At 61.2% G+C, this 22,570-nt stretch carries 20 protein-coding genes; 16 read left to right on the top strand and 4 right to left on the bottom strand.

Annotation, left to right across the window (positions count from 1 at the left end; all coding sequences use genetic code 11):
• The first annotated feature begins 279 nt into the window (after window positions 1-279).
• The 16 genes from mraZ to lpxC all read left to right on the top strand — a co-directional run bounded on the left by mraZ (window position 280) and on the right by lpxC (window position 18,133).
• Window positions 280-735 carry a division/cell wall cluster transcriptional repressor MraZ gene (gene mraZ / locus BLU52_RS19855; protein WP_090286131.1) on the top strand — a complete coding sequence of 152 codons (456 nt, stop codon included), beginning with the start codon at window positions 280-282 and terminating at the stop codon, window positions 733-735.
• Complete coding sequence (gene rsmH, locus BLU52_RS19850) at window positions 732-1,679, top strand: 16S rRNA (cytosine(1402)-N(4))-methyltransferase RsmH (RefSeq protein WP_167359907.1); 948 nt, start codon at window positions 732-734, stop codon at window positions 1,677-1,679. The genes mraZ and rsmH overlap by 4 nt, the downstream gene beginning before the upstream one ends.
• A complete protein-coding gene (gene ftsL / locus BLU52_RS19845; protein ID WP_016773269.1) occupies window positions 1,676-1,969 on the top strand; it encodes a cell division protein FtsL in 294 nt (97 codons plus the stop codon). The genes rsmH and ftsL overlap by 4 nt, the downstream gene beginning before the upstream one ends.
• A complete protein-coding gene (locus BLU52_RS19840; RefSeq protein ID WP_197677988.1) occupies window positions 1,969-3,708 on the top strand; it encodes a peptidoglycan D,D-transpeptidase FtsI family protein in 1,740 nt (579 codons plus the stop codon). Before ftsL ends, BLU52_RS19840 begins: the two co-directional genes overlap by 1 nt.
• Complete coding sequence (locus BLU52_RS19835; protein WP_090286127.1) at window positions 3,708-5,171, top strand: UDP-N-acetylmuramoyl-L-alanyl-D-glutamate--2,6-diaminopimelate ligase; 1,464 nt, start codon at window positions 3,708-3,710, stop codon at window positions 5,169-5,171. Before BLU52_RS19840 ends, BLU52_RS19835 begins: the two co-directional genes overlap by 1 nt.
• The gene (locus tag BLU52_RS19830) at window positions 5,164-6,531 is read left to right on the top strand and encodes a UDP-N-acetylmuramoyl-tripeptide--D-alanyl-D-alanine ligase (RefSeq protein ID WP_090286125.1); all 1,368 of its coding nucleotides are present in this window, start codon (window positions 5,164-5,166) and stop codon (window positions 6,529-6,531) included. The genes BLU52_RS19835 and BLU52_RS19830 overlap by 8 nt, the downstream gene beginning before the upstream one ends.
• On the top strand, window positions 6,531-7,613 hold the full coding sequence (gene mraY, locus BLU52_RS19825; protein WP_090286123.1) for a phospho-N-acetylmuramoyl-pentapeptide-transferase: 1,083 nt from the start codon (window positions 6,531-6,533) through the stop codon (window positions 7,611-7,613). The genes BLU52_RS19830 and mraY overlap by 1 nt, the downstream gene beginning before the upstream one ends.
• Before the next feature lie 5 nt (window positions 7,614-7,618).
• Window positions 7,619-8,965, top strand: coding sequence for a UDP-N-acetylmuramoyl-L-alanine--D-glutamate ligase (gene murD / locus BLU52_RS19820; protein WP_090286121.1), 1,347 nt, complete (start codon window positions 7,619-7,621; stop codon window positions 8,963-8,965).
• Window positions 8,962-10,179, top strand: coding sequence for a putative lipid II flippase FtsW (ftsW, locus tag BLU52_RS19815; protein ID WP_090286119.1), 1,218 nt, complete (start codon window positions 8,962-8,964; stop codon window positions 10,177-10,179). The genes murD and ftsW overlap by 4 nt, the downstream gene beginning before the upstream one ends.
• Entirely contained in the window at window positions 10,169-11,239 is a 1,071-nt protein-coding gene (murG, locus tag BLU52_RS19810) for an undecaprenyldiphospho-muramoylpentapeptide beta-N-acetylglucosaminyltransferase (RefSeq protein ID WP_090286116.1), read from the top strand. Before ftsW ends, murG begins: the two co-directional genes overlap by 11 nt.
• The gene (gene murC, locus BLU52_RS19805; protein ID WP_090286114.1) at window positions 11,232-12,692 is read left to right on the top strand and encodes a UDP-N-acetylmuramate--L-alanine ligase; all 1,461 of its coding nucleotides are present in this window, start codon (window positions 11,232-11,234) and stop codon (window positions 12,690-12,692) included. Before murG ends, murC begins: the two co-directional genes overlap by 8 nt.
• On the top strand, window positions 12,689-13,663 hold the full coding sequence (locus tag BLU52_RS19800; protein ID WP_090286112.1) for a D-alanine--D-alanine ligase: 975 nt from the start codon (window positions 12,689-12,691) through the stop codon (window positions 13,661-13,663). The genes murC and BLU52_RS19800 overlap by 4 nt, the downstream gene beginning before the upstream one ends.
• Window positions 13,664-13,667: 4 nt before the next feature.
• A complete protein-coding gene (locus BLU52_RS19795) occupies window positions 13,668-14,534 on the top strand; it encodes a cell division protein FtsQ/DivIB (protein WP_073473459.1) in 867 nt (288 codons plus the stop codon).
• Between the two features lie 15 nt (window positions 14,535-14,549).
• Window positions 14,550-15,809 (top strand): cell division protein FtsA, encoded by a 1,260-nt coding sequence (ftsA, locus tag BLU52_RS19790; protein WP_007916987.1) that lies wholly within the window; start codon window positions 14,550-14,552, stop codon window positions 15,807-15,809.
• 103 nt (window positions 15,810-15,912) lie between these two features.
• The gene (gene ftsZ / locus BLU52_RS19785) at window positions 15,913-17,109 is read left to right on the top strand and encodes a cell division protein FtsZ (RefSeq protein ID WP_016986475.1); all 1,197 of its coding nucleotides are present in this window, start codon (window positions 15,913-15,915) and stop codon (window positions 17,107-17,109) included.
• Between the two features lie 112 nt (window positions 17,110-17,221).
• Complete coding sequence (gene lpxC / locus BLU52_RS19780; protein WP_007916984.1) at window positions 17,222-18,133, top strand: UDP-3-O-acyl-N-acetylglucosamine deacetylase; 912 nt, start codon at window positions 17,222-17,224, stop codon at window positions 18,131-18,133.
• 177 nt (window positions 18,134-18,310) lie between these two features.
• Here lpxC and BLU52_RS19775 read toward each other — a convergent pair whose 3' ends face one another.
• The 4 genes from BLU52_RS19775 to BLU52_RS19760 all read right to left on the bottom strand — a co-directional run bounded on the left by BLU52_RS19775 (window position 18,311) and on the right by BLU52_RS19760 (window position 22,568).
• Window positions 18,311-19,819 (bottom strand): sensor domain-containing diguanylate cyclase, encoded by a 1,509-nt coding sequence (locus tag BLU52_RS19775; protein WP_090286110.1) that lies wholly within the window; start codon window positions 19,817-19,819, stop codon window positions 18,311-18,313.
• 178 nt (window positions 19,820-19,997) lie between these two features.
• The gene (locus BLU52_RS19770; RefSeq protein ID WP_090288633.1) at window positions 19,998-20,219 is read right to left on the bottom strand and encodes a hypothetical protein; all 222 of its coding nucleotides are present in this window, start codon (window positions 20,217-20,219) and stop codon (window positions 19,998-20,000) included.
• A gap of 317 nt (window positions 20,220-20,536) precedes the next feature.
• Window positions 20,537-21,901, bottom strand: a complete 1,365-nt coding sequence (locus BLU52_RS19765) for a heavy metal sensor histidine kinase (RefSeq protein ID WP_090286108.1) — start codon at window positions 21,899-21,901, stop codon at window positions 20,537-20,539.
• The gene (locus tag BLU52_RS19760) at window positions 21,891-22,568 is read right to left on the bottom strand and encodes a heavy metal response regulator transcription factor (protein WP_090286106.1); all 678 of its coding nucleotides are present in this window, start codon (window positions 22,566-22,568) and stop codon (window positions 21,891-21,893) included. Before BLU52_RS19760 ends, BLU52_RS19765 begins: the two co-directional genes overlap by 11 nt.
• Window positions 22,569-22,570 lie beyond the last annotated feature (2 nt).

Here is a 22,570-nt window from a genome sequence, read left to right as displayed (position 1 = left end):
GAAGCGCATCTGTAATACCAAAAAAATCTTACTCTTAACAAACTACTTTAACTTCCGAGCGCAGCTTTCAGTGCTGCATCAGGTTATTGGTCAAAAGCCCCCGTCAGATTCTCGTTGTGCCTCCTTTTAAGCTGCTAAATCTCCGTTCTGTAAGGGTTTTCCTTTAATCCGCGCCTTGACGGTGTGGTGGGCGCATTCCTATAGTGTGCGCAAGTGGCGGAAAGTGGCATGAAGTGGGTTTTTTGAGCTCAAAACGATAAAAATTGGAGAAACGCAGACGTGTTTCGCGGAGCTAACGCTATCAGTCTCGATGCAAAGGGCCGTCTCGCCATGCCGAGCCGGTACCGTGACGAGCTCGATTCGCGTAGTTCCGGCCAATTGATCGTGACCATTGATGCTGTCGACCCGTGCTTGTGTGTCTACCCGCTCGACGAATGGGAAATCATTGAAACCAAGTTGCGCGCGCTCCCTTCGCTTCGCGAAGAGAACCGTCGCCTGCAACGTTTGCTGATTGGTAATGCCGTCGACCTCGAGCTCGATGGCAGTGGTCGTTTTCTGGTTCCACCGCGTCTGCGCGAGTACGCCAGGCTGGATAAGCGCGCGATGCTGGTAGGCCAACTGAACAAGTTCCAATTGTGGGACGAGGATGCATGGAACGCGGTGTCTGCCGCTGACCTTGCTGCTATTCAACAACCGGGCGCGATGCCTGATGAACTGCGTGATTTGATCCTGTGACTATTGATAGCGGCTTTAACCACATCACCGTACTGCTTGACGAAGCCGTCGAGGCTCTCGCCGTACGTCCTGATGGCTGCTATCTGGACGGCACGTTCGGGCGCGGCGGGCACAGCCGGCTGATCTTGAGCCAGCTCGGCACGGACGGTCGGCTCATCGGATTCGACAAGGACCCTCAAGCGATTGCCACCGGGCAAACGCTAGCGGCCGAAGACGGCCGCTTTGTCGTTGTGCAGCGCAGCTTTGCCGAGCTCGGTTCGGTGGTTGCCGAACAGAGTCTGGCCGGCAAGGTCAGCGGTATTCTGCTCGACCTCGGTGTGTCGTCGCCGCAGCTCGATGATGCCGAACGCGGTTTCAGTTTCCTCAACGACGGCCCGCTGGACATGCGCATGGACCCGTCCCGTGGCATCAGCGCGGCCGAGTTCGTCAACACCGCGCCGGCTGAAGAAATCGCCCGGGTGTTCAAGGAATACGGCGAAGAGCGTTTTTCAGGGCGCATGGCCCGTGCCGTGGTCGAGCGTCGCGATATCAAGCCGTTCGAGCGCACCGCCGATCTGGCTGAAGTACTGAAAGTCGCCAACCCGGCGTGGGAAAAGGGCAAGAACCCGGCCACCCGCGCATTCCAGGGTTTGCGCATTCACGTCAATAACGAATTGGGTGATCTGGAAGCCGGCCTCGAAGCCGCTCTGGATGCGCTGGAAGTCGGCGGTCGTCTGGTGGTGATCAGCTTCCATTCGCTGGAAGACCGCATCGTCAAACTGTTCATGCGCAAACTGGTCAAGGGCGAGGCCGACAATCTGCCGCGTAACCTGCCAGTGCGCCACGTTGCCTTCGAACCGAAAATCAAAATCCACGGCAAAGCGCAGACGGCCTCGGACGCCGAGCTCAAAGCCAACCCACGTTCCCGTAGTGCGGTCATGCGTGTCGCGGAGAAGTTGCGGTGAGCAAGCTTTTCGCCAAGCCATTGCCTGGCGGCAGCTTTCTGATGCTGCTGTTGTTTATCGGCGTGCTTTTTTCGGCGATTGCCGTGTCGTACAGCGCGCACTGGAACCGTCAGTTGCTCAACACCCTTTATAACGAACTCAGCGTGCGCGACAAGGCGCAGGCCGAGTGGGGCCGGCTGATTCTCGAGCAGAGCACCTGGACTGCGCACAGCCGCATCGAAGTGCTGGCTACCGAACAATTGAAAATGCACATTCCCGGCGCGGCTGACGTGAAGATGGTGGCGCCATGATGAAGCTCGAAGGCGCACTGTTCCCATGGCGCTTCCGCCTGATGGTGGCGCTGCTCGGCCTGATGGTTGCGGCGATCTGCTGGCGGATCATCGACCTGCAAGTGGTCGACCGTGATTTCCTCAAGGGGCAGGGCGACGCGCGCAGTCTGCGGCACATCCCGATTCCGGCGCACCGTGGTCTGATCACCGACCGTAACGGCGAGCCTCTGGCCGTGAGTACCCCGGTGACCACGCTGTGGGCCAACGCCAAGGAAATGCAGTCGGCCAAAGAGAAGTGGCCGGCACTCGCTGCCGCGCTGGGTCAGGACCCGAAGGCCCTGGCCGAACGCCTCGAAGCTCAGGCCAATAAAGAATTCATTTACCTGGTGCGCGGCTTGACCCCCGAGCAGGGCCAGGCTGTGCTCGACCTGAAAGTGCCGGGCGTTTACGGCATCGAAGAATTCCGCCGCTTCTACCCGGCCGGCGAAGTCACCGCGCACATGGTTGGCTTTACCGATATCGACGATCACGGCCGCGAAGGTGTCGAGCTGGCCTATGACGAATGGCTGGCCGGGGTCCCGGGCAAACGACAAGTGATCAAGGATCGCCGCGGGCGGCTGATCAAGGATGTCCAGGTCACCAAAAACGCCAAGGCCGGCAAGCCCTTGGCGTTGTCGATTGACCTGCGTTTGCAATACCTGGCCAACCGCGAGCTGCGCAACGCGATCATCGAGAACGGCGCCAAGGCCGGCAGTCTGGTGATCATGGATGTGAAGACCGGCGAGATTCTCGCCATGGTCAACCAGCCGACCTACAACCCGAACAACCGTCGTAACCTGCAACCGGCGATGATGCGCAACCGCGCGATGATCGATGTGTTCGAACCAGGTTCGACCATGAAAGCCATCTCGATGAGCGCGGCGATCGAAACCGGTCGCTGGAAACCGAGCGATACCGTCGAGGTGTATCCGGGCTCGTTGCAGATCGGCAAATACACCATTAAAGACGTGTCCAAGAGCGAAGGTCCGGTGCTCGACCTGACCGGGATTCTGATCAATTCCAGTAACGTCGGCATGAGCAAGGTCGCCTTCGACATCGGCGGCGAAACGATTTTCCGCCTCGCGCAAAAAGTCGGCCTCGGCCAGGACACCGGCCTGGGCTTCCCCGGCGAACGTGTCGGCAATCTGCCGAATTACCGCGAATGGCGCAAGGCCGAAACTGCAACCTTGTCTTACGGCTACGGTATTTCCGTGACCGCGATCCAGCTGGTGCACGCGTTCTCGGCGTTGGCCAACAACGGTCGTCTGGCGCCGCTGACCCTGATCAAAACCGACAAGATGCCGCAGACCGCGCAAGTGCTGCCCGAAGCCGTGGCAAAAACCATGCAGGGCATGTTGCAGCAAGTGATCGAAGCGCCGCGCGGCGTGTTCCGTGCGCAGGTGCCGGCTTATCACGTCGGCGGCAAGTCGGGTACGGCGCGTAAAACCTCGGTCGGCACCAAAGGCTACGCGGAAAACTCCTACCGCTCGCTGTTCGCTGGCTTCGGCCCGATGAGCGATCCGCGTTACGCCATCGTGGTGGTGATCGACGAGCCGACCAAGGCCGGCTATTTCGGTGGTCTGGTCTCGGCGCCGGTGTTCAGCCGTGTGATGTCCGGCACCCTGCGCCTGATGAACGTGACCCCGGATAACCTGCCGACCACGCAACAGGCCAACGCTACCCCGGTCATTCCGCTGAAAGCCAATGGAGGGCGCGGCTGATGTCATTGAGTCTGAACAAGATATTCCCCCACGCCGGCCACGATCTGTTGATCCGTGAATTGGCGCTGGACAGCCGCAACGTGCGCGCCGGCGATCTGTTTCTCGCCGTGCCCGGCGGCAAATTCGACGGCCGTGCGCACATCGCCGATGCCCTGCAACGCGGCGCCGCGGCCGTGGCGTATGAAGTGGAAGGTGCCACCGTGCTGCCGATCACCGATGTGCCGCTGATTCCAGTCAAGGGTCTGGCGGCGCAGTTGTCGGACATCGCCGGGCGCTTTTATGGCGAGCCGAGCCATCACCTGAATCTGATCGGTGTGACCGGTACCAACGGCAAGACCAGCGTGACCCAATTGGTCGCGCAGGCGCTGGATCTGCTCGGCCAGCATTGCGGCATCGTCGGCACCCTGGGTTCCGGCTTCTATGGCGCGCTGGAAAGCGGTCTGCATACCACGCCGAATCCGATCGCCGTGCAGGCAACCCTGGGCGACCTGAAAAAGGCCGGTGCCAAAGCCGTGGCCATGGAAGTGTCGTCCCATGGTCTGGATCAGGGCCGCGTGAGCGCGCTGGCGTTTGACGTGGCGGTGATGACCAATCTGTCCCGCGACCATCTGGATTATCACGGCACCATGCAGGCGTATGCCGAGGCCAAAGCCAGGTTGTTCGCCTGGAATGACCTGAAATGCCGTGTGGTCAACCTCGATGATGATTTCGGTCGGCAACTGGCCGCGGAAAAACGCGAATCGCGCCTGATCACCTACAGCCTGCTCGACAGCAGCGCTTACCTGTTTTGCCGCGAAGCGCAGTTCGACGACCATGGCGTGCGCGCCACGCTGGTCACGCCGCAGGGCGAACATCATCTGCGCAGCACGCTGCTCGGGCGTTTCAACCTGAGCAATGTACTGGCGGCCGTCGGCGCCTTGCTCGGTCTGGATTACGCCCTCGACGAAATTCTCAAAGTGCTGCCGAAGCTCGAAGGTCCGGCCGGGCGCATGCAGCGTCTGGGTGGCGGCACACAACCGTTGGTGGTGGTCGATTACGCCCACACCCCGGATGCGCTGGAAAAAGTTCTGAGCGCACTGCGCCCGCACGTCAAAGGTCAGTTGCTGTGCCTGTTCGGCTGCGGCGGTGATCGCGATCGCGGCAAGCGTCCGTTGATGGCCGAAGTGGTCGAGCGTTTGGCGGACAAAGTATTGGTCACAGATGACAACCCGCGCACCGAAGACCCGGCCGTGATCTTCGATGACATCCGCGCCGGTTTCACCGCTGTGGATAAAGTCACCTTCGTCGCCGGCCGTGGCCAGGCCATTGCGCAATTGATTGCCGGCGCGACGGCTCACGACGTGATTGTTCTTGCGGGCAAAGGTCACGAGGACTACCAGGAAATCAACGGCGTGCGCCATGCCTTCTCCGATCTGGCCGAGGCCGATCATGCCCTGACCGCGTGGGAGGTGGCCCATGCTTAAAGCCCTGACACTCAGCGAGCTGACCAACGCCCTCGACGCCCGTCTGATCGGCAGCGATGCCAGCTTCAATGGCGTCAGCATCGACAGCCGCGCGATCCAGCCGGGCCAATTGTTTGTCGCCCTGACCGGTCCGCGTTTCGACGGCCATGATTATCTGAGCGATGTCGCTGGCAAGGGTGCCGTTGCTGCACTGGTCGAGCGTGAAGTCGCCGACAGCACGCTGCCGCAATTGCTGGTCAAGGACAGCCGTCAGGCGCTGGGCCAGTTGGGCGCCTTGAACCGCGCCGCCTTTACTCAGCCAGTGGCAGCGGTGACCGGTTCCAGCGGCAAGACCACGGTCAAGGAAATGCTCGCGAGCATCCTGCGCACCCGCGGTCCGGTGCTGGCCACCCGTGGCAATCTGAACAATGACCTCGGCGCGCCGCTGACCCTGCTCGAACTCGCCCCGGAGCACACTTCGGCGGTGATCGAACTGGGTGCCTCGCGTCTCGGCGAAATCGCCTACACCGTGGGCCTGACCAAGCCGCACGTCGCGATCCTCAATAACGCCGGTACCGCCCACGTTGGCGAGTTCGGCGGGCCGGAAAAAATCGTCGAAGCCAAAGGCGAAATCATCGACGGCCTCGCCGCTGATGGCGTCGCCGTGCTCAATCTCGATGACAAGGCCTTCGGTATCTGGCAGACCCGTGCAGGCGCTCGCAAAGTGCTTACCTTCGCTCTGAGCAACATTCGGGCGGATTTCTACGCCAGCGACTTGAGCACCGATGCGCGTGGTTGCCCGGCCTTCAATCTGCACACACCGGAAGGCAGCGAACGTGTGCAGTTGAACCTGCTCGGCACCCATAACGTCGCCAATGCCATGGCCGCCGCCGCTGCCGCCCACGCCTTGGGCGTGTCGCTGTTCGGCATCGCCACCGGGCTTGGCGCGGTGCAACCGGTCAAGGGCCGCACCGTCGCGCAACTGGCGAAAAACGGCATGCGCGTGATCGACGACACTTACAACGCAAACCCCACCTCGATGTGCGCCGCCGTTGATATACTCGCCGGCTTTTCCGGCCGCACCGTCCTGGTGCTCGGGGATATCGGCGAGTTGGGCGAGTGGGCGGAGCAGGGGCACCGCGACGTGGGCGAGTACGCCCGAGGCAAGGTTTCCGCGCTTTACGCTGTCGGGCCGAACATGGTCCACGCCGTGAACGCTTTCGGTGAACAGGCGCATCACTTCGGCACGCAAGCCGAACTGATCCAAGCCCTCGACGCCGAGCAGGACACAAACACCACCATTTTGATCAAGGGTTCGCGCAGTGCAGCGATGGAAAACATCGTTGCGGCTCTGTGCGGGTCCAGTCTGGAGAAACATTAATGCTGCTGCTGCTAGCGGAGTATCTGCAACAGTTCTACAAAGGCTTCGCGGTCTTTCAGTACCTGACCCTGCGCGGGATTCTCGGTGTGCTGACCGCGCTGGTCTTGTCGCTGTGCTATGGCCCGTGGATGATCCGCACCCTGCAGAACCGTCAGATCGGCCAGTCCGTGCGCAACGACGGCCCGCAATCGCACCTGTCCAAATCCGGTACGCCGACCATGGGCGGCGCGCTGATCCTGTCGTCGATCGGAGTCAGCACCTTGCTCTGGGCCGACCTCAGCAACCGTTACGTCTGGGTGGTGTTGCTGGTGACCCTGCTGTTCGGCGCCATCGGCTGGGTCGACGATTACCGCAAAGTCATCGAGAAGAACTCGCGTGGCCTGCCGAGCCGCTGGAAGTATTTCTGGCAGTCGGTGTTCGGCCTCGGTGCGGCGATCTTCCTTTATATGACGGCGTCCACCCCGGTTGAAACCACGCTGATCCTGCCGATGCTCAAGGACTACAGCATTCCGTTGGGCGCCGGTTTCATCGTGCTGACCTATTTCGTGATCGTCGGCTCAAGCAACGCGGTCAACCTGACTGACGGCCTCGACGGTCTGGCGATCATGCCGACGGTCATGGTCGGCGGCGGTCTGGGGATTTTCTGCTACCTGTCGGGTAACGTGAAATTCGCTGAGTACCTGCTGATTCCTTACGTACCGGGCGCGGGCGAGCTGATCGTGTTCTGCGGCGCACTGATTGGCGCCGGCCTCGGCTTCCTGTGGTTCAACACCTATCCGGCGCAAGTGTTCATGGGTGACGTTGGTGCCCTGGCACTCGGCGCGGCACTGGGCACCATTGCGGTAATCGTGCGTCAGGAAATCGTCCTGTTCATCATGGGCGGCGTGTTCGTGATGGAAACCCTGTCAGTGGTCATTCAGGTTGCGTCCTTCAAGCTCACCGGTCGCCGTGTGTTCCGCATGGCACCGATCCATCACCACTTTGAACTCAAGGGCTGGCCCGAGCCGCGCGTGATCGTCCGTTTCTGGATCATCACCGTGATTCTCGTGCTGGTTGGCCTTGCCACCCTGAAGCTGAGGTAGAACGAGTGTCTCTGATCGCTTCTGACCACTTCCGCATCGTTGTCGGCCTCGGCAAGAGCGGCATGTCCCTGGTTCGCTTCCTGGCGAACCGGGGCGTGGCGTTTGCCGTCGCCGACACGCGGGACAATCCACCGGAACTGGCCACGCTCAAGCGTGACTATCCGCACGTGGAAGTGCGTTGTGGCGAGCTGGACGTGGAATTCCTCTGCCGTGCCGACGAGCTCTACGTGAGCCCCGGCCTGGCGCTGGCGACTCCGGCCCTGCAAGCCGCTGCGGCGCGTGGCGTGAAAATGTCCGGCGACATCGAGTTGTTCGCGCGTAATGCGCGGGCGCCGATCGTCGCGATTACCGGTTCCAACGCGAAAAGCACCGTCACCACACTGGTCGGCGAGATGGCCGCTGCGGCCGGCAAACGCGTCGCCGTCGGTGGCAACCTCGGCACGCCGGCGCTGGATCTGCTCAGCGACGACATCGAGCTGTACGTGATGGAACTGTCGAGTTTTCAACTGGAAACCACCGACCAGCTCAACGCTGAAGTCGCCACCGTGCTGAACATCAGCGAAGACCATATGGATCGCTACAGCGGTCTGCCGGCGTATCACCTGGCCAAGCACCGGATCTTCCGTGGCGCGAAGCAGTTCGTGGTCAACCGTCAGGATGCGCTGAGCCGTCCTTTGATCGGCGAGGGCCAGCCGTACTGGACCTTCGGTCTGAACAAGCCGGATTTCAAGGCATTCGGTCTGCGTGAAGAGGGCGGCGAGAAATACCTGGCTTTCGAATTCCAGAATCTGCTGCCGGTGCGTGAACTGAAGGTGCGCGGTGCGCATAACCAGTCCAACGCCCTCGCGGCGCTGGCGCTCGGCCATGCGGTTGGTCTGCCGTTCGACGCCATGCTGTCGGCCCTGCGCAACTTCACCGGGCTCGAACACCGCTGCCAGTGGGTGCGTGACCTGGATGGCGTTGCCTACTACAACGATTCCAAAGCCACCAACGTCGGCGCCGCACTGGCCGCGATTGAAGGGCTGGGCGCGGACATCGACGGCAAGGTCATTCTGATCGCCGGCGGCGATGGCAAGGGCGCCGAGTTCAATGACCTGCGTGCTCCGGTCGCGGCCAACTGCCGCGCCGTGGTCCTGATGGGCCGCGACTCGGACAAGATCGGCGAAGCGCTCGGCGATGCCGTGCCTCTGATTCGTGCGACCTCGCTGGTCGATGCTGTCGCGCAATGCCGTGCCGCCGCGCAACCGGGCGATGTGGTGCTGCTGTCGCCGGCCTGCGCCAGTTTCGACATGTTCAAGAATTACGAAGACCGTGGTCACCAGTTCGTCCGCGCCGTGGAGGAACTGGCATGAACCTTAGAAACATCATCAAACCGTACCCGTCGCCGTTGATCACCGGGCGTGGCATCGACCTCGATTTCCCGATGCTCGCCGGGTGCCTGGCGCTGCTCGGGCTCGGTTTGATCATGATTGCCTCCGCGTCCACCGAAGTGGCGGCGGCGCAGTCGGGCAGTCCGCTGTATTACATGATTCGCCACCTTATTTATGTGGTGCTGGGTTTGGGCGCGTGCATCGTCACCATGATGATCCCGATCGCCACCTGGCAGCGCCTCGGCTGGATGATGCTGATCGGCGCGTTCGGTTTGCTGGTGATGGTGATCATCCCCGGCATCGGCCGCGAAGTGAACGGTTCGATGCGCTGGATCGGTTTCAGCTTCTTCAACGTGCAGCCCTCGGAAATCGCCAAGGTGTTTGTGGTGATCTACCTCGCCGGTTATCTGGTGCGTCGCCAGAAAGAAGTGCGCGAGAGCTGGATGGGCTTTTTCAAGCCGTTCATCGTGCTGCTGCCGATGGCCGGTCTGCTGCTGATGGAGCCGGACTTCGGCGCCACCGTGGTGATGATGGGCGCGGCGGCGGCGATGCTGTTTTTGGGCGGGGTCGGGCTGTTCCGTTTCTCGCTGATGGTGGTGCTGGCGGTCGGTGCCGTGGTCTTGCTGATTCAGATGCAGCCCTACCGGATGGCGCGTCTGACCAACTTCGCCGACCCGTGGGCCGACCAGTTCGGCGCCGGTTATCAACTGTCGCAAGCGTTGATCGCGTTTGGTCGCGGTGAATGGCTGGGCGTGGGCCTGGGCAACAGCGTGCAGAAGCAGTTCTACCTGCCGGAAGCGCACACCGACTTCGTGTTCTCGGTACTCGCCGAAGAACTCGGCGCGGTCGGTTCGCTGTGCACCGTCGCGCTGTTCGTGTTCGTGTGTGTTCGCGGCATGTACATCGGCTTGTGGGCCGAGAAGGCCAAGCAGTTCTTCGCCGCTTATGTGGCTTACGGTCTGTCGTTCCTGTGGATTGGTCAGTTCCTGATCAACATCGGTGTGAACGTCGGCCTGCTGCCGACCAAGGGTCTGACCTTGCCGTTCCTCAGTTACGGCGGTAGTTCGCTGGTGATCTGCTGCGCCTGTCTGGGCTTGTTGCTGCGCATCGAGTGGGAGAGTCGAACCCACTTGGGCAGCGAAGAGATGGAATTCCATGAAAGCGACTTCGCCGAGGAGCCGACTCATGGGCGCTAACGTATTGATCATGGCCGGCGGTACCGGCGGCCACGTGTTCCCGGCGCTGGCCTGTGCCCGCGAGTTTCAGGAGCGCGGCTACACCGTGCACTGGCTCGGCACGCCACGCGGCATCGAAAACGAACTGGTCCCGGCGGCGGGTCTCGAGTTGCACCGGATCAACGCCAGCGGCCTGCGCGGCAAGGGCAAACTGTCGTTGCTCAAGGCACCGTTGATGTTGCTGAAATCGGTGTGGCAGGCACGGGCAATCATGCGTCGCCTGAAGCCGGTGTGTGTGGTCGGCTTCGGTGGTTATGTGACCGGGCCCGGCGGCCTCGCAGCGAAACTGGCCGGCGTGCCGGTGATCGTTCACGAGCAGAACGCCGTCGCTGGCACCGCCAATCGGTTGCTGGTGCCGTTCGCCGCCCGAGTGTGTGAAGCGTTCCCCGACACCTTTACTCTGTCGGACAGCCGCCGTACCACCGGTAATCCGGTGCGCAGCGAGCTGTTCCTCGAAATATCGCGACCGGCGCTGGCCGGCCGCAAACCGCGTTTGCTGATCCTTGGCGGTAGCCTGGGCGCAGAACCGTTGAATAAATTGCTGCCTGAAGCCCTGGCCCAGGTCGCTGCCGATTTGCGCCCGGAAGTGTTTCATCAGGCCGGCAAAAATCACGATGAAGTGACTGCCGAGCGTTACCGCGCCGCGGGCGTGGAAGCGCAGGTGCAGCCGTTCATCAAAGACATGGCCCACGCCTATGGCTGGGCTGACCTGGTGGTATGCCGCGCAGGCGCGTTGACCATCAGTGAGCTGGCGGCCGCCGGTCTGCCCTCGATGCTGGTGCCTTTGCCCCACGCGATCGACGATCACCAGACCCGCAACGCCGATTATTTGGCTCGCGAAGGCGCTGCCTTCCTGATGCCGCAAAGAACGACTGGCGCCGCGGACCTTGCCGCGCGCCTGACAGAGGTCTTGATGCAACCGCAACGACTCGAAGCAATGGCCCAAGCGGCCCGCCGTCTGGCCAAACCCGATGCCACCCGTAGCGTGGTCGATACCTGTCTGGAGGTGGCCCATGGTTGAGAATCAGAAAGCCATGCCACAACCGGAAATGCGCCGCATCCGCCGCATCCACTTCGTCGGTATCGGCGGCGTGGGTATGTGCGGTATCGCCGAAGTGCTGTTGAACCTGGGCTATCAAGTCTCCGGTTCCGACCTGAAAGCCTCGCCGGTCACCGAGCGCCTGGAATCCTTCGGCGCGCAGATCTTCATTGGTCACCGTGCCGAGAACGCTGCGGCCGCTGATGTGCTGGTAGTGTCGAGCGCGGTGAACACCTCCAACCCGGAAGTCGCGACCGCGCTTGAGCGCCGTATCCCGGTGGTACCGCGTGCGGAAATGCTCGCCGAGCTGATGCGCTATCGCCACGGCATCGCCGTCGCCGGTACCCACGGCAAAACTACGACTACCAGCCTGATCGCTTCGGTGTTCGCTGCCGGTGGCCTCGATCCGACCTTTGTAATCGGTGGCCGGTTGAATGCCGCGGGCACCAATGCCCAACTCGGCACCAGCCGTTACCTGATCGCCGAAGCCGACGAGAGCGATGCGAGCTTCCTGCATTTGCAGCCGCTGGTGGCCGTGGTCACCAACATCGACGCCGATCACATGGCGACCTACGACGGCGACTTCAACAAACTGAAGAAAACCTTCGTCGAATTCCTGCACAACCTGCCGTTCTACGGGCTGGCGGTGATGTGCCTGGACGATCCGGTGGTGCGTGAAATCCTGCCGCTGGTCAAGCGTCCGACCGTGACCTATGGCTTCAGCGAAGACGCCGACGTGCGCGCGATCAATGTTCGCCAGCAAGGCATGCAGACGTTCTTCACCGTGCTGCGCCCGGATCGCGAGCCGCTGGAAGTGTCGGTGAACATGCCCGGCAACCACAACGTGCTCAACTCGCTGGCGACCATTTGTATTGCCACCGACGAGGGCGTCAGCGATGAAGCCATCGTACAGGGGCTCTCGGGTTTCCAGGGCGTGGGTCGACGCTTCCAGGTCTACGGCGAACTGCCGGTCGACGGCGGCAACGTGATGCTGGTTGACGACTACGGCCATCACCCGACCGAAGTCGCGGCGGTGATCAAAGCCGTGCGCGGTGGCTGGCCGGAGCGCCGTCTGGTGATGGTGTATCAGCCGCACCGTTACAGCCGCACCCGCGATCTGTACGACGACTTCGTCAATGTACTGGCCGACGCCAACGTGCTGCTGCTGATGGAAGTCTATCCGGCCGGCGAAGAGCCGATCCCCGGCGCCGACAGCCGCAAGCTGTGCAACAGCATCCGTCAGCGCGGCCAGCTCGACCCGATCTACATCGAGCGTGGCGTCGACCTCGCGCCGCTGGTCAAGCCGCTGCTGCGTGCCGGCGACATCCTGCTGTGCCAGGGCGCCGGTGATATCGGCGGTCTCGCGCCGAAGCTGTTGAAAAGTGAATTGTTCGCTGGCGCCGTGGCGGCGTCGGTCGAGGGGAAGTTGAAATGACTGCTGCCTACGCCAAGCTGTTTTCCACCATCGCGCCGAAAGACTTCGGCCGCGTCGCCGTGCTCTTCGGCGGCCTGAGTGCCGAGCGTGAGGTTTCGTTGAAATCCGGTAACGCCGTGCTCGAGGCGCTGCAAAGCGCTGGCGTGGACGCGTTCGGCATCGATGTCGGCGACGACTTCCTGCAGCGTCTGCTCAGCGAAAAGATCGACCGTGCGTTCATCATTCTCCACGGTCGCGGCGGCGAAGACGGCAGCATGCAAGGCCTGCTTGAGTGCGCGGGCATTCCGTACACCGGCAGTGGCATTCTGGCCTCGGCGCTGGCCATGGACAAACTGCGCACCAAGCAGGTCTGGCACAGCCTCGGGATTCCGACGCCACGTCACGCCGTGCTGTGCAGTGAAGCCGATTGTATTTCGGCAGCGACGGAACTGGGCTTCCCTTTGATCGTCAAACCGGCGCATGAAGGTTCAAGTATCGGGATGGCCAAAGTGAGTTCTGCGTCCGAGTTGATCGACGCATGGAAAGCGGCCAGTACCTACGATTCACAAGTGTTGGTCGAGCAATGGATTCAAGGTCCGGAGTTCACCATCGCCACTCTGCGTGACCAGGTGTTGCCTCCTATCGCCCTGGGTACACCGCACTCGTTCTACGACTACGACGCCAAGTACATCGCCAACGATACCCAGTACCGCATTCCGTGCGGGCTGGATGCCGCCAAGGAGCAGGAACTCATGGATCTCACGGCCAAGGCCTGTGAGGCGCTGGGTATTGCCGGTTGGGGCCGGGCGGATGTGATGCAGGATGCCGACGGGCAGTTCTGGTTCCTCGAAGTGAATACCGCACCGGGCATGACCGATCACAGTCTGGTGCCGATGGCGGCGCGAGCCGCCGGTCTGGATTTCCAGCAACTGGTACTGGCTATTCTGGCGGCCAGCGTTGAAGACGCCGGCAATAAAGAGGCGCGAGGTTAAGACCATGCAAGGCGCTCATCTGCGACATCAGCCCCCCGCACCCGGCCGCAAGCCGGTGCCGCGTGGCGCCAGCCGAATGGTGGCGAAAGAGCCGATGTCCGCGCGCCTGCCGAAAGCCAATTTCGGCTTTCTGAAAAGCCTGTTCTGGCCGGTGCTGCTGGTGGCGCTGGGCTTCGGTACGTACGAAGGCGCGCAGCGTCTGCTGCCGTACGCCGACCGGCCGATCAGCAAGATCGCGGTGCAGGGCGACCTGAGCTACATCAGCCAGCAGGCGGTGCAGCAGCGCATCGCGCCATTCGTGGCGTCGAGCTTCTTCACCATCGATCTGGCCGGGATGCGCACCGAGCTTGAGCAGATGCCATGGATCGCCCACGCCGAAGTGCGTCGCGTGTGGCCGGATCAAGTGGTGATCCGCCTCGAAGAACAACTGCCGGTCGCGCGTTGGGGCGACGAATCGTTACTCAACAACCAGGGCCAGGCGTTCACGCCCAAGGAACTGGCGAACTACGAACATCTGCCGCAACTGTTCGGCCCACAACGGGCGCAGCAGCAAGTGATGCAGCAGTACCAGGTATTGAGCCAGATGTTGCGCCCGCTGGGTTTTTCGATTGCACGCCTGGAATTGCGTGAACGCGGCAGCTGGTTCCTGACCACCGGTGCCGGCAGTTCCGGCCCTGGCATCGAGTTGCTGCTGGGACGCGGCAACCTGGTGGAAAAGATGCGCCGCTTCATCGCCATCTATGACAAGACGCTGAAAGAGCAGATTACGAACATTGCGCGCATCGATCTGCGCTACGCCAACGGCCTCGCTGTTGGCTGGCGGGAACCCGTAGCGCCGACGACAGCCCAACCCGCTGTCGCAAAGAATTAAGAAGAGGCAGGACCCATGGCAAACGTGCAAAGCGGCAAAATGATCGTCGGTCTCGATATCGGCACCTCCAAGGTGGTGGCGCTGGTCGGCGAGGTCTCCGACGACGGCTCGCTGGAAATCGTCGGGATCGGTACCCATCCGTCCCGTGGCCTGAAGAAGGGCGTGGTGGTCAACATCGAGTCCACCGTGCAGTCGATTCAGCGCGCGATCGAAGAAGCCCAGCTGATGGCCGGCTGCCGCATTCACTCGGCATTTGTCGGCGTGGCCGGCAATCACATCCGCAGCCTGAATTCCCACGGCATCGTCGCGATCCGTGATCGCGAAGTCAGCTCGGCGGACCTCGAGCGTGTACTGGATGCCGCTCAGGCCGTGGCGATCCCGGCTGACCAGCGCGTGCTGCACACCCTGCCGCAGGATTACGTGATCGATAACCAGGAAGGCGTGCGCGAGCCACTGGGCATGTCCGGCGTGCGTCTGGAGGCCAAGGTTCATGTGGTCACTTGCGCCGTCAACGCCGCGCAGAACATTGAAAAATGCGTGCGTCGCTGCGGTCTGGAAATCGACGACATCATCCTCGAGCAACTGGCCTCGGCCTACTCGGTATTGACCGACGACGAGAAAGAACTGGGCGTGTGCCTGGTCGACATCGGCGGCGGCACCACTGACATCGCGATCTTCACCGAAGGCGCGATCCGGCATACCGCGGTGATCCCGATTGCCGGTGATCAGGTGACCAACGACATCGCCATGGCGTTGCGCACCCCGACCCAGTACGCCGAAGAAATCAAGATCCGTTACGCCTGCGCCCTGGCCAAACTGGCCGGCGCCGGCGAAACCATCAAGGTGCCAAGCGTTGGCGACCGTCCACCGCGCGAACTGTCGCGTCAGGCCCTGGCCGAAGTGGTCGAGCCGCGTTACGACGAACTGTTCACGTTGATCCAGGCCGAACTGCGTCGCAGCGGCTACGAAGACTTGATCCCGGCCGGCATCGTGCTGACTGGCGGCACGTCGAAGATGGAAGGCGCCACTGAACTGGCCGAGGAAATCTTCCACATGCCGGTACGCCTCGGTGTACCGCATGGCGTCAAAGGCCTGGATGACGTGGTGCGCAACCCGATCTATTCCACTGGCGTTGGTTTGTTGATGTACGGCCTGCAAAAGCAGTCCGACGGGGTTTCGTTCTCCGGTATCGGCAGCCGCGACAGCTACAGCAACGAAGAGCCGCAGGCGCCGTTGCTGGACCGCTTGAAGAAGTGGGTTCAGGGCAACTTTTAAAAGCAGCTTGAAGCGACAAGCTTCAAGCGGCAAGCAACTGCAGTAGATACACCGCAACAAACAGCAGTAGGCGAAAAAACTAGAGAATGTAAGGAGAGGGAAAATGTTCGAACTCGTAGACAACATCCCCGCAAGCCCGGTAATCAAGGTTATCGGTGTCGGCGGTGGCGGCGGCAACGCTGTCAATCACATGGTCAAGAGCAACATCGAAGGCGTTGAGTTCATCTGCGCCAACACTGATGCTCAAGCGCTGAAAAACATCGGTGCGCGGACCATTCTGCAACTGGGCACCGGCGTGACCAAAGGCCTGGGCGCGGGCGCCAATCCTGAAGTGGGTCGTCAGGCCGCTCTGGAAGACCGTGAGCGCATTGCCGAAGTGCTGCAGGGCACCAACATGGTGTTCATCACCACTGGCATGGGCGGCGGTACCGGTACCGGTGCAGCGCCGATCATTGCCGAAGTGGCCAAGGAAATGGGCATCCTGACCGTTGCGGTCGTGACGCGTCCGTTCCCGTTCGAAGGTCGCAAGCGTATGCAGATCGCCGACGAAGGCATCCGCATGCTGTCGGAAAGCGTCGACTCGTTGATCACCATTCCCAACGAGAAGCTGCTGACTATCCTCGGCAAAGACGCAAGCCTCTTGTCGGCTTTCGCCAAGGCAGACGATGTACTGGCCGGTGCCGTTCGCGGTATCTCCGACATCATCAAGCGTCCGGGCATGATCAACGTCGACTTCGCCGACGTGCGTACCGTGATGAGCGAAATGGGCATGGCGATGATGGGCACTGGCTGCGCCAGCGGTCCGAACCGTGCACGTGAAGCCACTGAAGCGGCAATCCGCAACCCGCTGCTCGAAGACGTCAACCTGCAGGGCGCACGCGGCATCCTGGTGAACATCACCGCAGGTCCTGACCTGTCGCTGGGTGAGTACTCCGACGTGGGTAGCATCATCGAAGCCTTCGCTTCCGAGCACGCGATGGTCAAGGTCGGTACCGTTATCGATCCGGACATGCGCGACGAGCTGCACGTCACCGTAGTTGCCACCGGTCTGGGCGCGAAAATCGAGAAGCCTGTAAAGGTCATCGACAACACCGTTCACACCTCCATGGCGTCGGCGCAGGTGCAACAACCGGCTCCGGCCCGTCAGGAAGCGCCAGCGGTGAACTACCGTGATCTGGACCGTCCGACCGTCATGCGCAACCAGGCTCAGGCCGGTGCTGCGGCTGCCGCGAAGATGAATCCGCAAGATGACCTGGACTACCTGGACATCCCGGCATTCCTGCGTCGTCAGGCCGATTGATGGAATGTATCAGGCCTATGAAGGTGATTGGTGTTCAGCAAAGGCATGGTCTGCTATCATCGCCAGCCTTTGTTGATACCAGTTCGCAATTTGCGCTGAAGCGGCCCAAGCCATGATTAAACAACGCACACTGAAAAATATTATCCGTGCCACAGGTGTAGGCCTGCACTCCGGTGAGAAGGTCTATCTGACCCTCAAGCCTGCGCCTGTCGACACTGGCATTGTGTTTTGTCGCGCTGACCTCGACCCTGTGGTGCAGATTCCTGCCCGCGCGGAAAACGTCGGTGAAACCACTATGTCGACGACGCTGATCAATGGCGACGTCAAAGTGGACACGGTAGAGCACTTGCTCTCGGCCATGGCTGGCCTGGGCATCGATAACGCCTACGTCGAGCTCTCCGCGTCCGAAGTCCCGATCATGGATGGCAGCGCTGGACCCTTCGTATTCCTGATTCAATCGGCAGGCCTGGAAGAACAGGACGCCGCCAAGAAATTCATCCGCATCCTGCGTGAAGTGACAGTGGAAGACGGCGACAAGCGCGCCACTTTCGTGCCTTTCGAAGGGTTCAAGGTGAGCTTCGAGATCGATTTCGATCACCCGGTTTTCCGGGACCGCACCCAGAGTGCAAGCGTGGACTTTTCCAGCACTTCGTTCGTAAAAGAAGTCAGCCGCGCGCGTACCTTTGGTTTCATGAGTGACATCGAGTACCTGCGCAAGCACAACCTCGCACTCGGCGGCAGCGTTGAAAACGCAATCGTGGTCGACGCCGATGGCGTGTTGAACGAAGACGGTCTTCGTTATGAAGACGAATTCGTCAAACACAAGATCCTCGATGCAATTGGCGACCTCTACCTGCTGGGCAACAGCCTGATTGGTGAGTTCAAAGGCTTCAAGTCCGGTCATGCACTGAACAACCAGCTGCTGCGCAAGTTGATTGAGCAGACAGACGCTTGGGAAGTGGTGACGTTCGAAGACGCCAGCACCGCACCGATCTCTTACATGCGCCCGGTTGCGGCCGTGTAAGTAAAAAACCTCTCTAGTTTTTTGAAGGCCATCCCTGGATGGCCTTTTTTTATGCCTTTGGTTTTTGTGTTGCCTGGGCCGGCCCCATCGCGAGCAGGCTCACTCCTACAGGGGAATGCATTCCAAATGTAGGAGTGAGCCTGCTCGCGATAGGGCCGGTGAGGCTCAACAAACCTATCAGGCAGCCACCACCACCCGATTACGCCCGCCTTCCTTGGCCTGATACAACGCCTTGTCCGCTGCAAACAGCAACTGCTCCAGCGTCATCTCGCTGGCCGTCGTCCAGGTCGCAATGCCGATACTTACCGTCATCGCCCGCTCAGCCCCGTCCATCAGCGGCAGTTGCTCCACAGCCTGGCGAATCTTCTCGGCAATCCGTTGCGCGCCCTGGCTGTCGGTCTCGGCCAGAATCACTGAAAACTCCTCACCGCCATAACGCGCCACCAGATCGGCCGGGCGTCGCACGTTTTCGCCAATCACCTGCGCCAGGGTTTTCAGTGCCTGATCCCCGGCCTGATGCCCATGGCGGTCATTGAACGCCTTGAAGTGATCGGCATCGATCATCATCACTGACAACGGCTGGCCCGAACGCTGGGCGCGAAACCATTCATGACGCAAGGTCTGATCGAGCATGCGCCGGTTGGCTACACCGGTGAGATCGTCGGTGGCCGCCAGTTGCGCGAGCTCGCGCTCGGCACGCTGGCGCAAGCGCAGCTCGCGGGCGAGCAGCCAGGTCAGCCAGAGCAACCCCACGCACAACACACCGGTGGCGCCGCTGATCAGCAGTGCGGTGCGCCGCCAGGTGCCGAACACTTCGTCGCTGGACAGCGCGACCATCACCGTCAGCGGCAGATTGCCGACCCGCGAATACGTATACAGGCGCTGCTGCTGATCCATGCTTGAGGTGCTGGTGAAACTGCCTTTGCCGTCCTTGTCGCTGAGGATTTTCACCACATTGGGGCGGTTGCCAAAGCTCTTGCCGACCGAGTCGCTTTGCAGATACGGCTTCTGCGCAAGCAGTACGCCGTCACTGTTGATGATGTTCAGCGTGCTGTCTTTACCGATATCGAGGCTGTTGAACAATTGATCGAAGTAATCGAGCTTCAGCGACGCCACGGCCACGCCGGCAAACTCGCCGGTTTGCGTGGAGATTCGCCGACTGAAACTGATCGTCCACTGATTGGCTTCATCGCAGTCGCATCGGGTCTGGAACGGCCGGCTGATGAACATGCCGATGTCGCGGTTGAAGGCGTGGGCGAGAAAGTAGTCGCGGTCGGCAAAATTGCTCGGCTTCGGCTCCACCCGCGAGGAGTCGGCGACGACATTGCCAAGCGTGTCGAGCAGCAGGATATCGCCCTTGTAACGCGCCGTGGTCGAGCGGTCGAACAGCGCCAGATGCCGGATCTGCGGCGAGACGTTCTGCAAATCATCCCGTTGCGCGGCGGCAATCAGGCCTTGCAGCGTCATGTCGTACAGCTCGACCGTGCGCAGCACATCGGCGTCGATCAGTTGCGCAATGGTCGTGGCGCTGCGAGTGGCGGATTCCTGGGCGCTGGCGTGCTCGCGGATGAGCAGGAAGGTGACGATGCACACAATCGCGATCACGCTGAGCAGACTGCCACAGATCAGCAGCCGCTCGGGGCGTTCGGATTTGCCCGTGGTGGACGGGGTACGGCTTACGATCATGATGAGATGTCGGTTGGGATGATCTTCTTAGCGTAGTTAAACACACACCACAAAACCCTGTGGAGAGAGCAATCCAAAACGAAAAAAGGCCGCTGAAAATCAGCGGCCTGCAATGACGACGGTTGAACGGGAAGAGCCAAACAACCGCGTCGAGGGAAACGGTGGCGCGGTGTGCGACTCAGCTGTCGGTTTCGCCGACTGAAGTCTGGGAAGTGGCAGCCTGCGGGGCTTGCGTGGCGTCTTGGGTCTTGGCCATCACTTCGGCCTGATGCTGATCGAATGCTTGCGCGCGGGCGATATTGTGCGCCACGAATGTTTGCGATTCTTCAGCCATCGCCATCGGCGACAGGAACAAAGAGGACAAAACGAACGCGCTGGCAATACCCATACTGTTGGACATCCTGGAAACCTTCTCGCTTGGCGAGTGCTGTTTGGTGCGGGCACGATAAGGTTGCCGAGTGATGAGAAACAGCGTGATTTTCATAAATGACTGTTGCGTAGGAGGTAAAAGTCCAGGATTGCGGTGTAGCCAAGAGCAACCCCCTCACCCCAGCCCTCTCCCCCAAGGGGGCGAGGGGGAAAGGGAGCTGATCGGGGGCTTTTCAGAACTTGAGTTCGACTGGGTATCTCAGGTCGATGCAACTCGAGAGAACAACGCGGTCAGTCCCCTCTCCCTCCGGGAGAGGGCTAGGCGGGCGGCGTTCCGATGAGGGGCTTTTAGATTGGCAGATACATTCCAAAGGTATTAACCCCCCGATCACTGCGCACAAATACATCCCCACCATGCATCAACGCAATCGCCTTGACGATTGCCAGCCCCAGTCCATGGTTATTGCCGCTATTACGGCGCGACGCATCGACCCGGTAAAATCGCTCAAACAGGCGCGGCAGATGTTCACCGGCAATCGGCGATCCGGGATTCGCCACACCGATGCTCACCTGATGTTCCTGGACCTCGATACACACCTCGATCACCTCACCCGGCTCGGTGTGCTGCACCGCGTTGCTGAGCAGATTGATCAACGCCCGACGCAAATGCGCGACTTCGATCTGTACCTGCGCGTCGCCGCTGACCCGCACTTGCACCTGCGCGTCTTCGAGAATGAAATCCAGATAGTCCAGCGTCGTTGCCACTTCATCGGCCAACGACGTAGAGGTGAGTCGGGTCGCCTTGTTGCCCTGATCGGCACTGGCCAGAAACAGCATGTCGTTGATGATCGAGCGCAGTCGCTCGAGTTCTTCCAGATTCGATTGCAGCACTTCGAAGTAATGCTCTGCAGAGCGCCCGCGGGTCAGCGCCACTTGCGTCTGGCCGATCAGGTTGGTCAGTGGTGAACGCAATTCATGAGCGACGTCGGCGTTGAATGATTCCAGGCGCGAATAGGCCAGTTCGACGCGCTCCAGCGTCGAGTTGAACGACTCGACAAATTGCTCAAGCTCCGGCGGCAATGGCGACAGACGCAGGCGCCCGGCCCGCAGTGGCGGCGCCAGACGCTGGGCTTCCTGAGACAGTCTGATCAGCGGCTGCAAGCCAATCCGCGCTACCCAATAACCCAGCGCCGACGCCAGCAGCACGCCGACGATCGCCAGGCTGACCAAGGCAATCAGCAACTGGTGCTGGGTCTGGTGAAAGGTCTCGGTGTCGATGCCAATCATGAAGCGCAGCGGCGGGCGCTGGTCCTTGGCCGGGAACTGGCTGACCAGCACTTTCAGCGGAGCGGGCTGATCGGGCAGTTGCAGGTCACGCATGCCCAGCGGGCCGTTGGCGACCGCGCGGATCTGTGGCGTGAGGTTGCCGTATTCGTATTGCGGGTTGCCGCTGCTGATCCAGAAACTGATGCGTTTGTCTTCCTCGCCGAGCAGCTTGAGCTTGTTGTTGATTTTCACCCAGTGCTCCGGCGTGCCGTAACGGCCGACGGTGGATTCGAGCACGCTGTAACGCGCATCGAGTTCGGCTTCGGGAAGCAGGCCCAGCCCCTTGTCGACTTGTTGATAAAGCGCGCCGCCGATCAAAACAAACACCACCAGCGCCACGAGCGTAAACATCCCGCTGAGGCGCAGGGCAATCGAGTTACTGGACACCACGGCTCTCCAGCACATAACCCATACCACGAATGGTGTGCAGCAGTTTCTCGTCGAACGGACCGTCGAGTTTGGCGCGCAGGCGTTTGATCGCGACTTCGACGACGTTGGCGTCACTGTCGAAATTGATGTCCCAGACCATTTCGGCAATCGCGGTTTTCGAGAGGATTTCACCCTGGCGGCGGGCGAGCACACTGAGCAGCGAGAACTCCTTGGCCGTCAGGTCCAACCGGGTGCCGGCGCGGGTGGCTTTGCGGCTGATCAGATCTACCCACAGGTCGGCGATGCTCACTTGCACCGGTTCGTGGCCGCCACTGCGCCGGGTCAGCGCTTGCAGACGCGCGACCAGTTCGAGGAAGGAAAACGGTTTGCCGAGGTAATCGTCGGCACCGTCGCGCAGGCCTTTGATACGGTCCTCGACGCGCTCGCGGGCGGTGAGCATGATCACCGGGGTCTGCTTGCGCGCACGCAAGGCACGCAGCACGCCGAAGCCATCGAGGCCCGGCAGCATGACGTCGAGGACGATCACCGCGTAATCGCTTTCCAGCGCCAGATGCAGGCCTTCGACACCGTCACGGGCCAGGTCCACGGTATAACCCTGTTCAGTGAGGCCGCGGTGCAGATAGTCCGCGGTTTTTTCCTCGTCTTCGATAATCAGAACGCGCATGA

It is taken from the genome of Pseudomonas granadensis, from assembly GCF_900105485.1.
GTDB lineage: Bacteria > Pseudomonadota > Gammaproteobacteria > Pseudomonadales > Pseudomonadaceae > Aquipseudomonas > Aquipseudomonas granadensis.
Note: the sequence above shows the minus strand (reverse complement) of the source record. Positions and strands in the feature narration are given on the sequence as shown.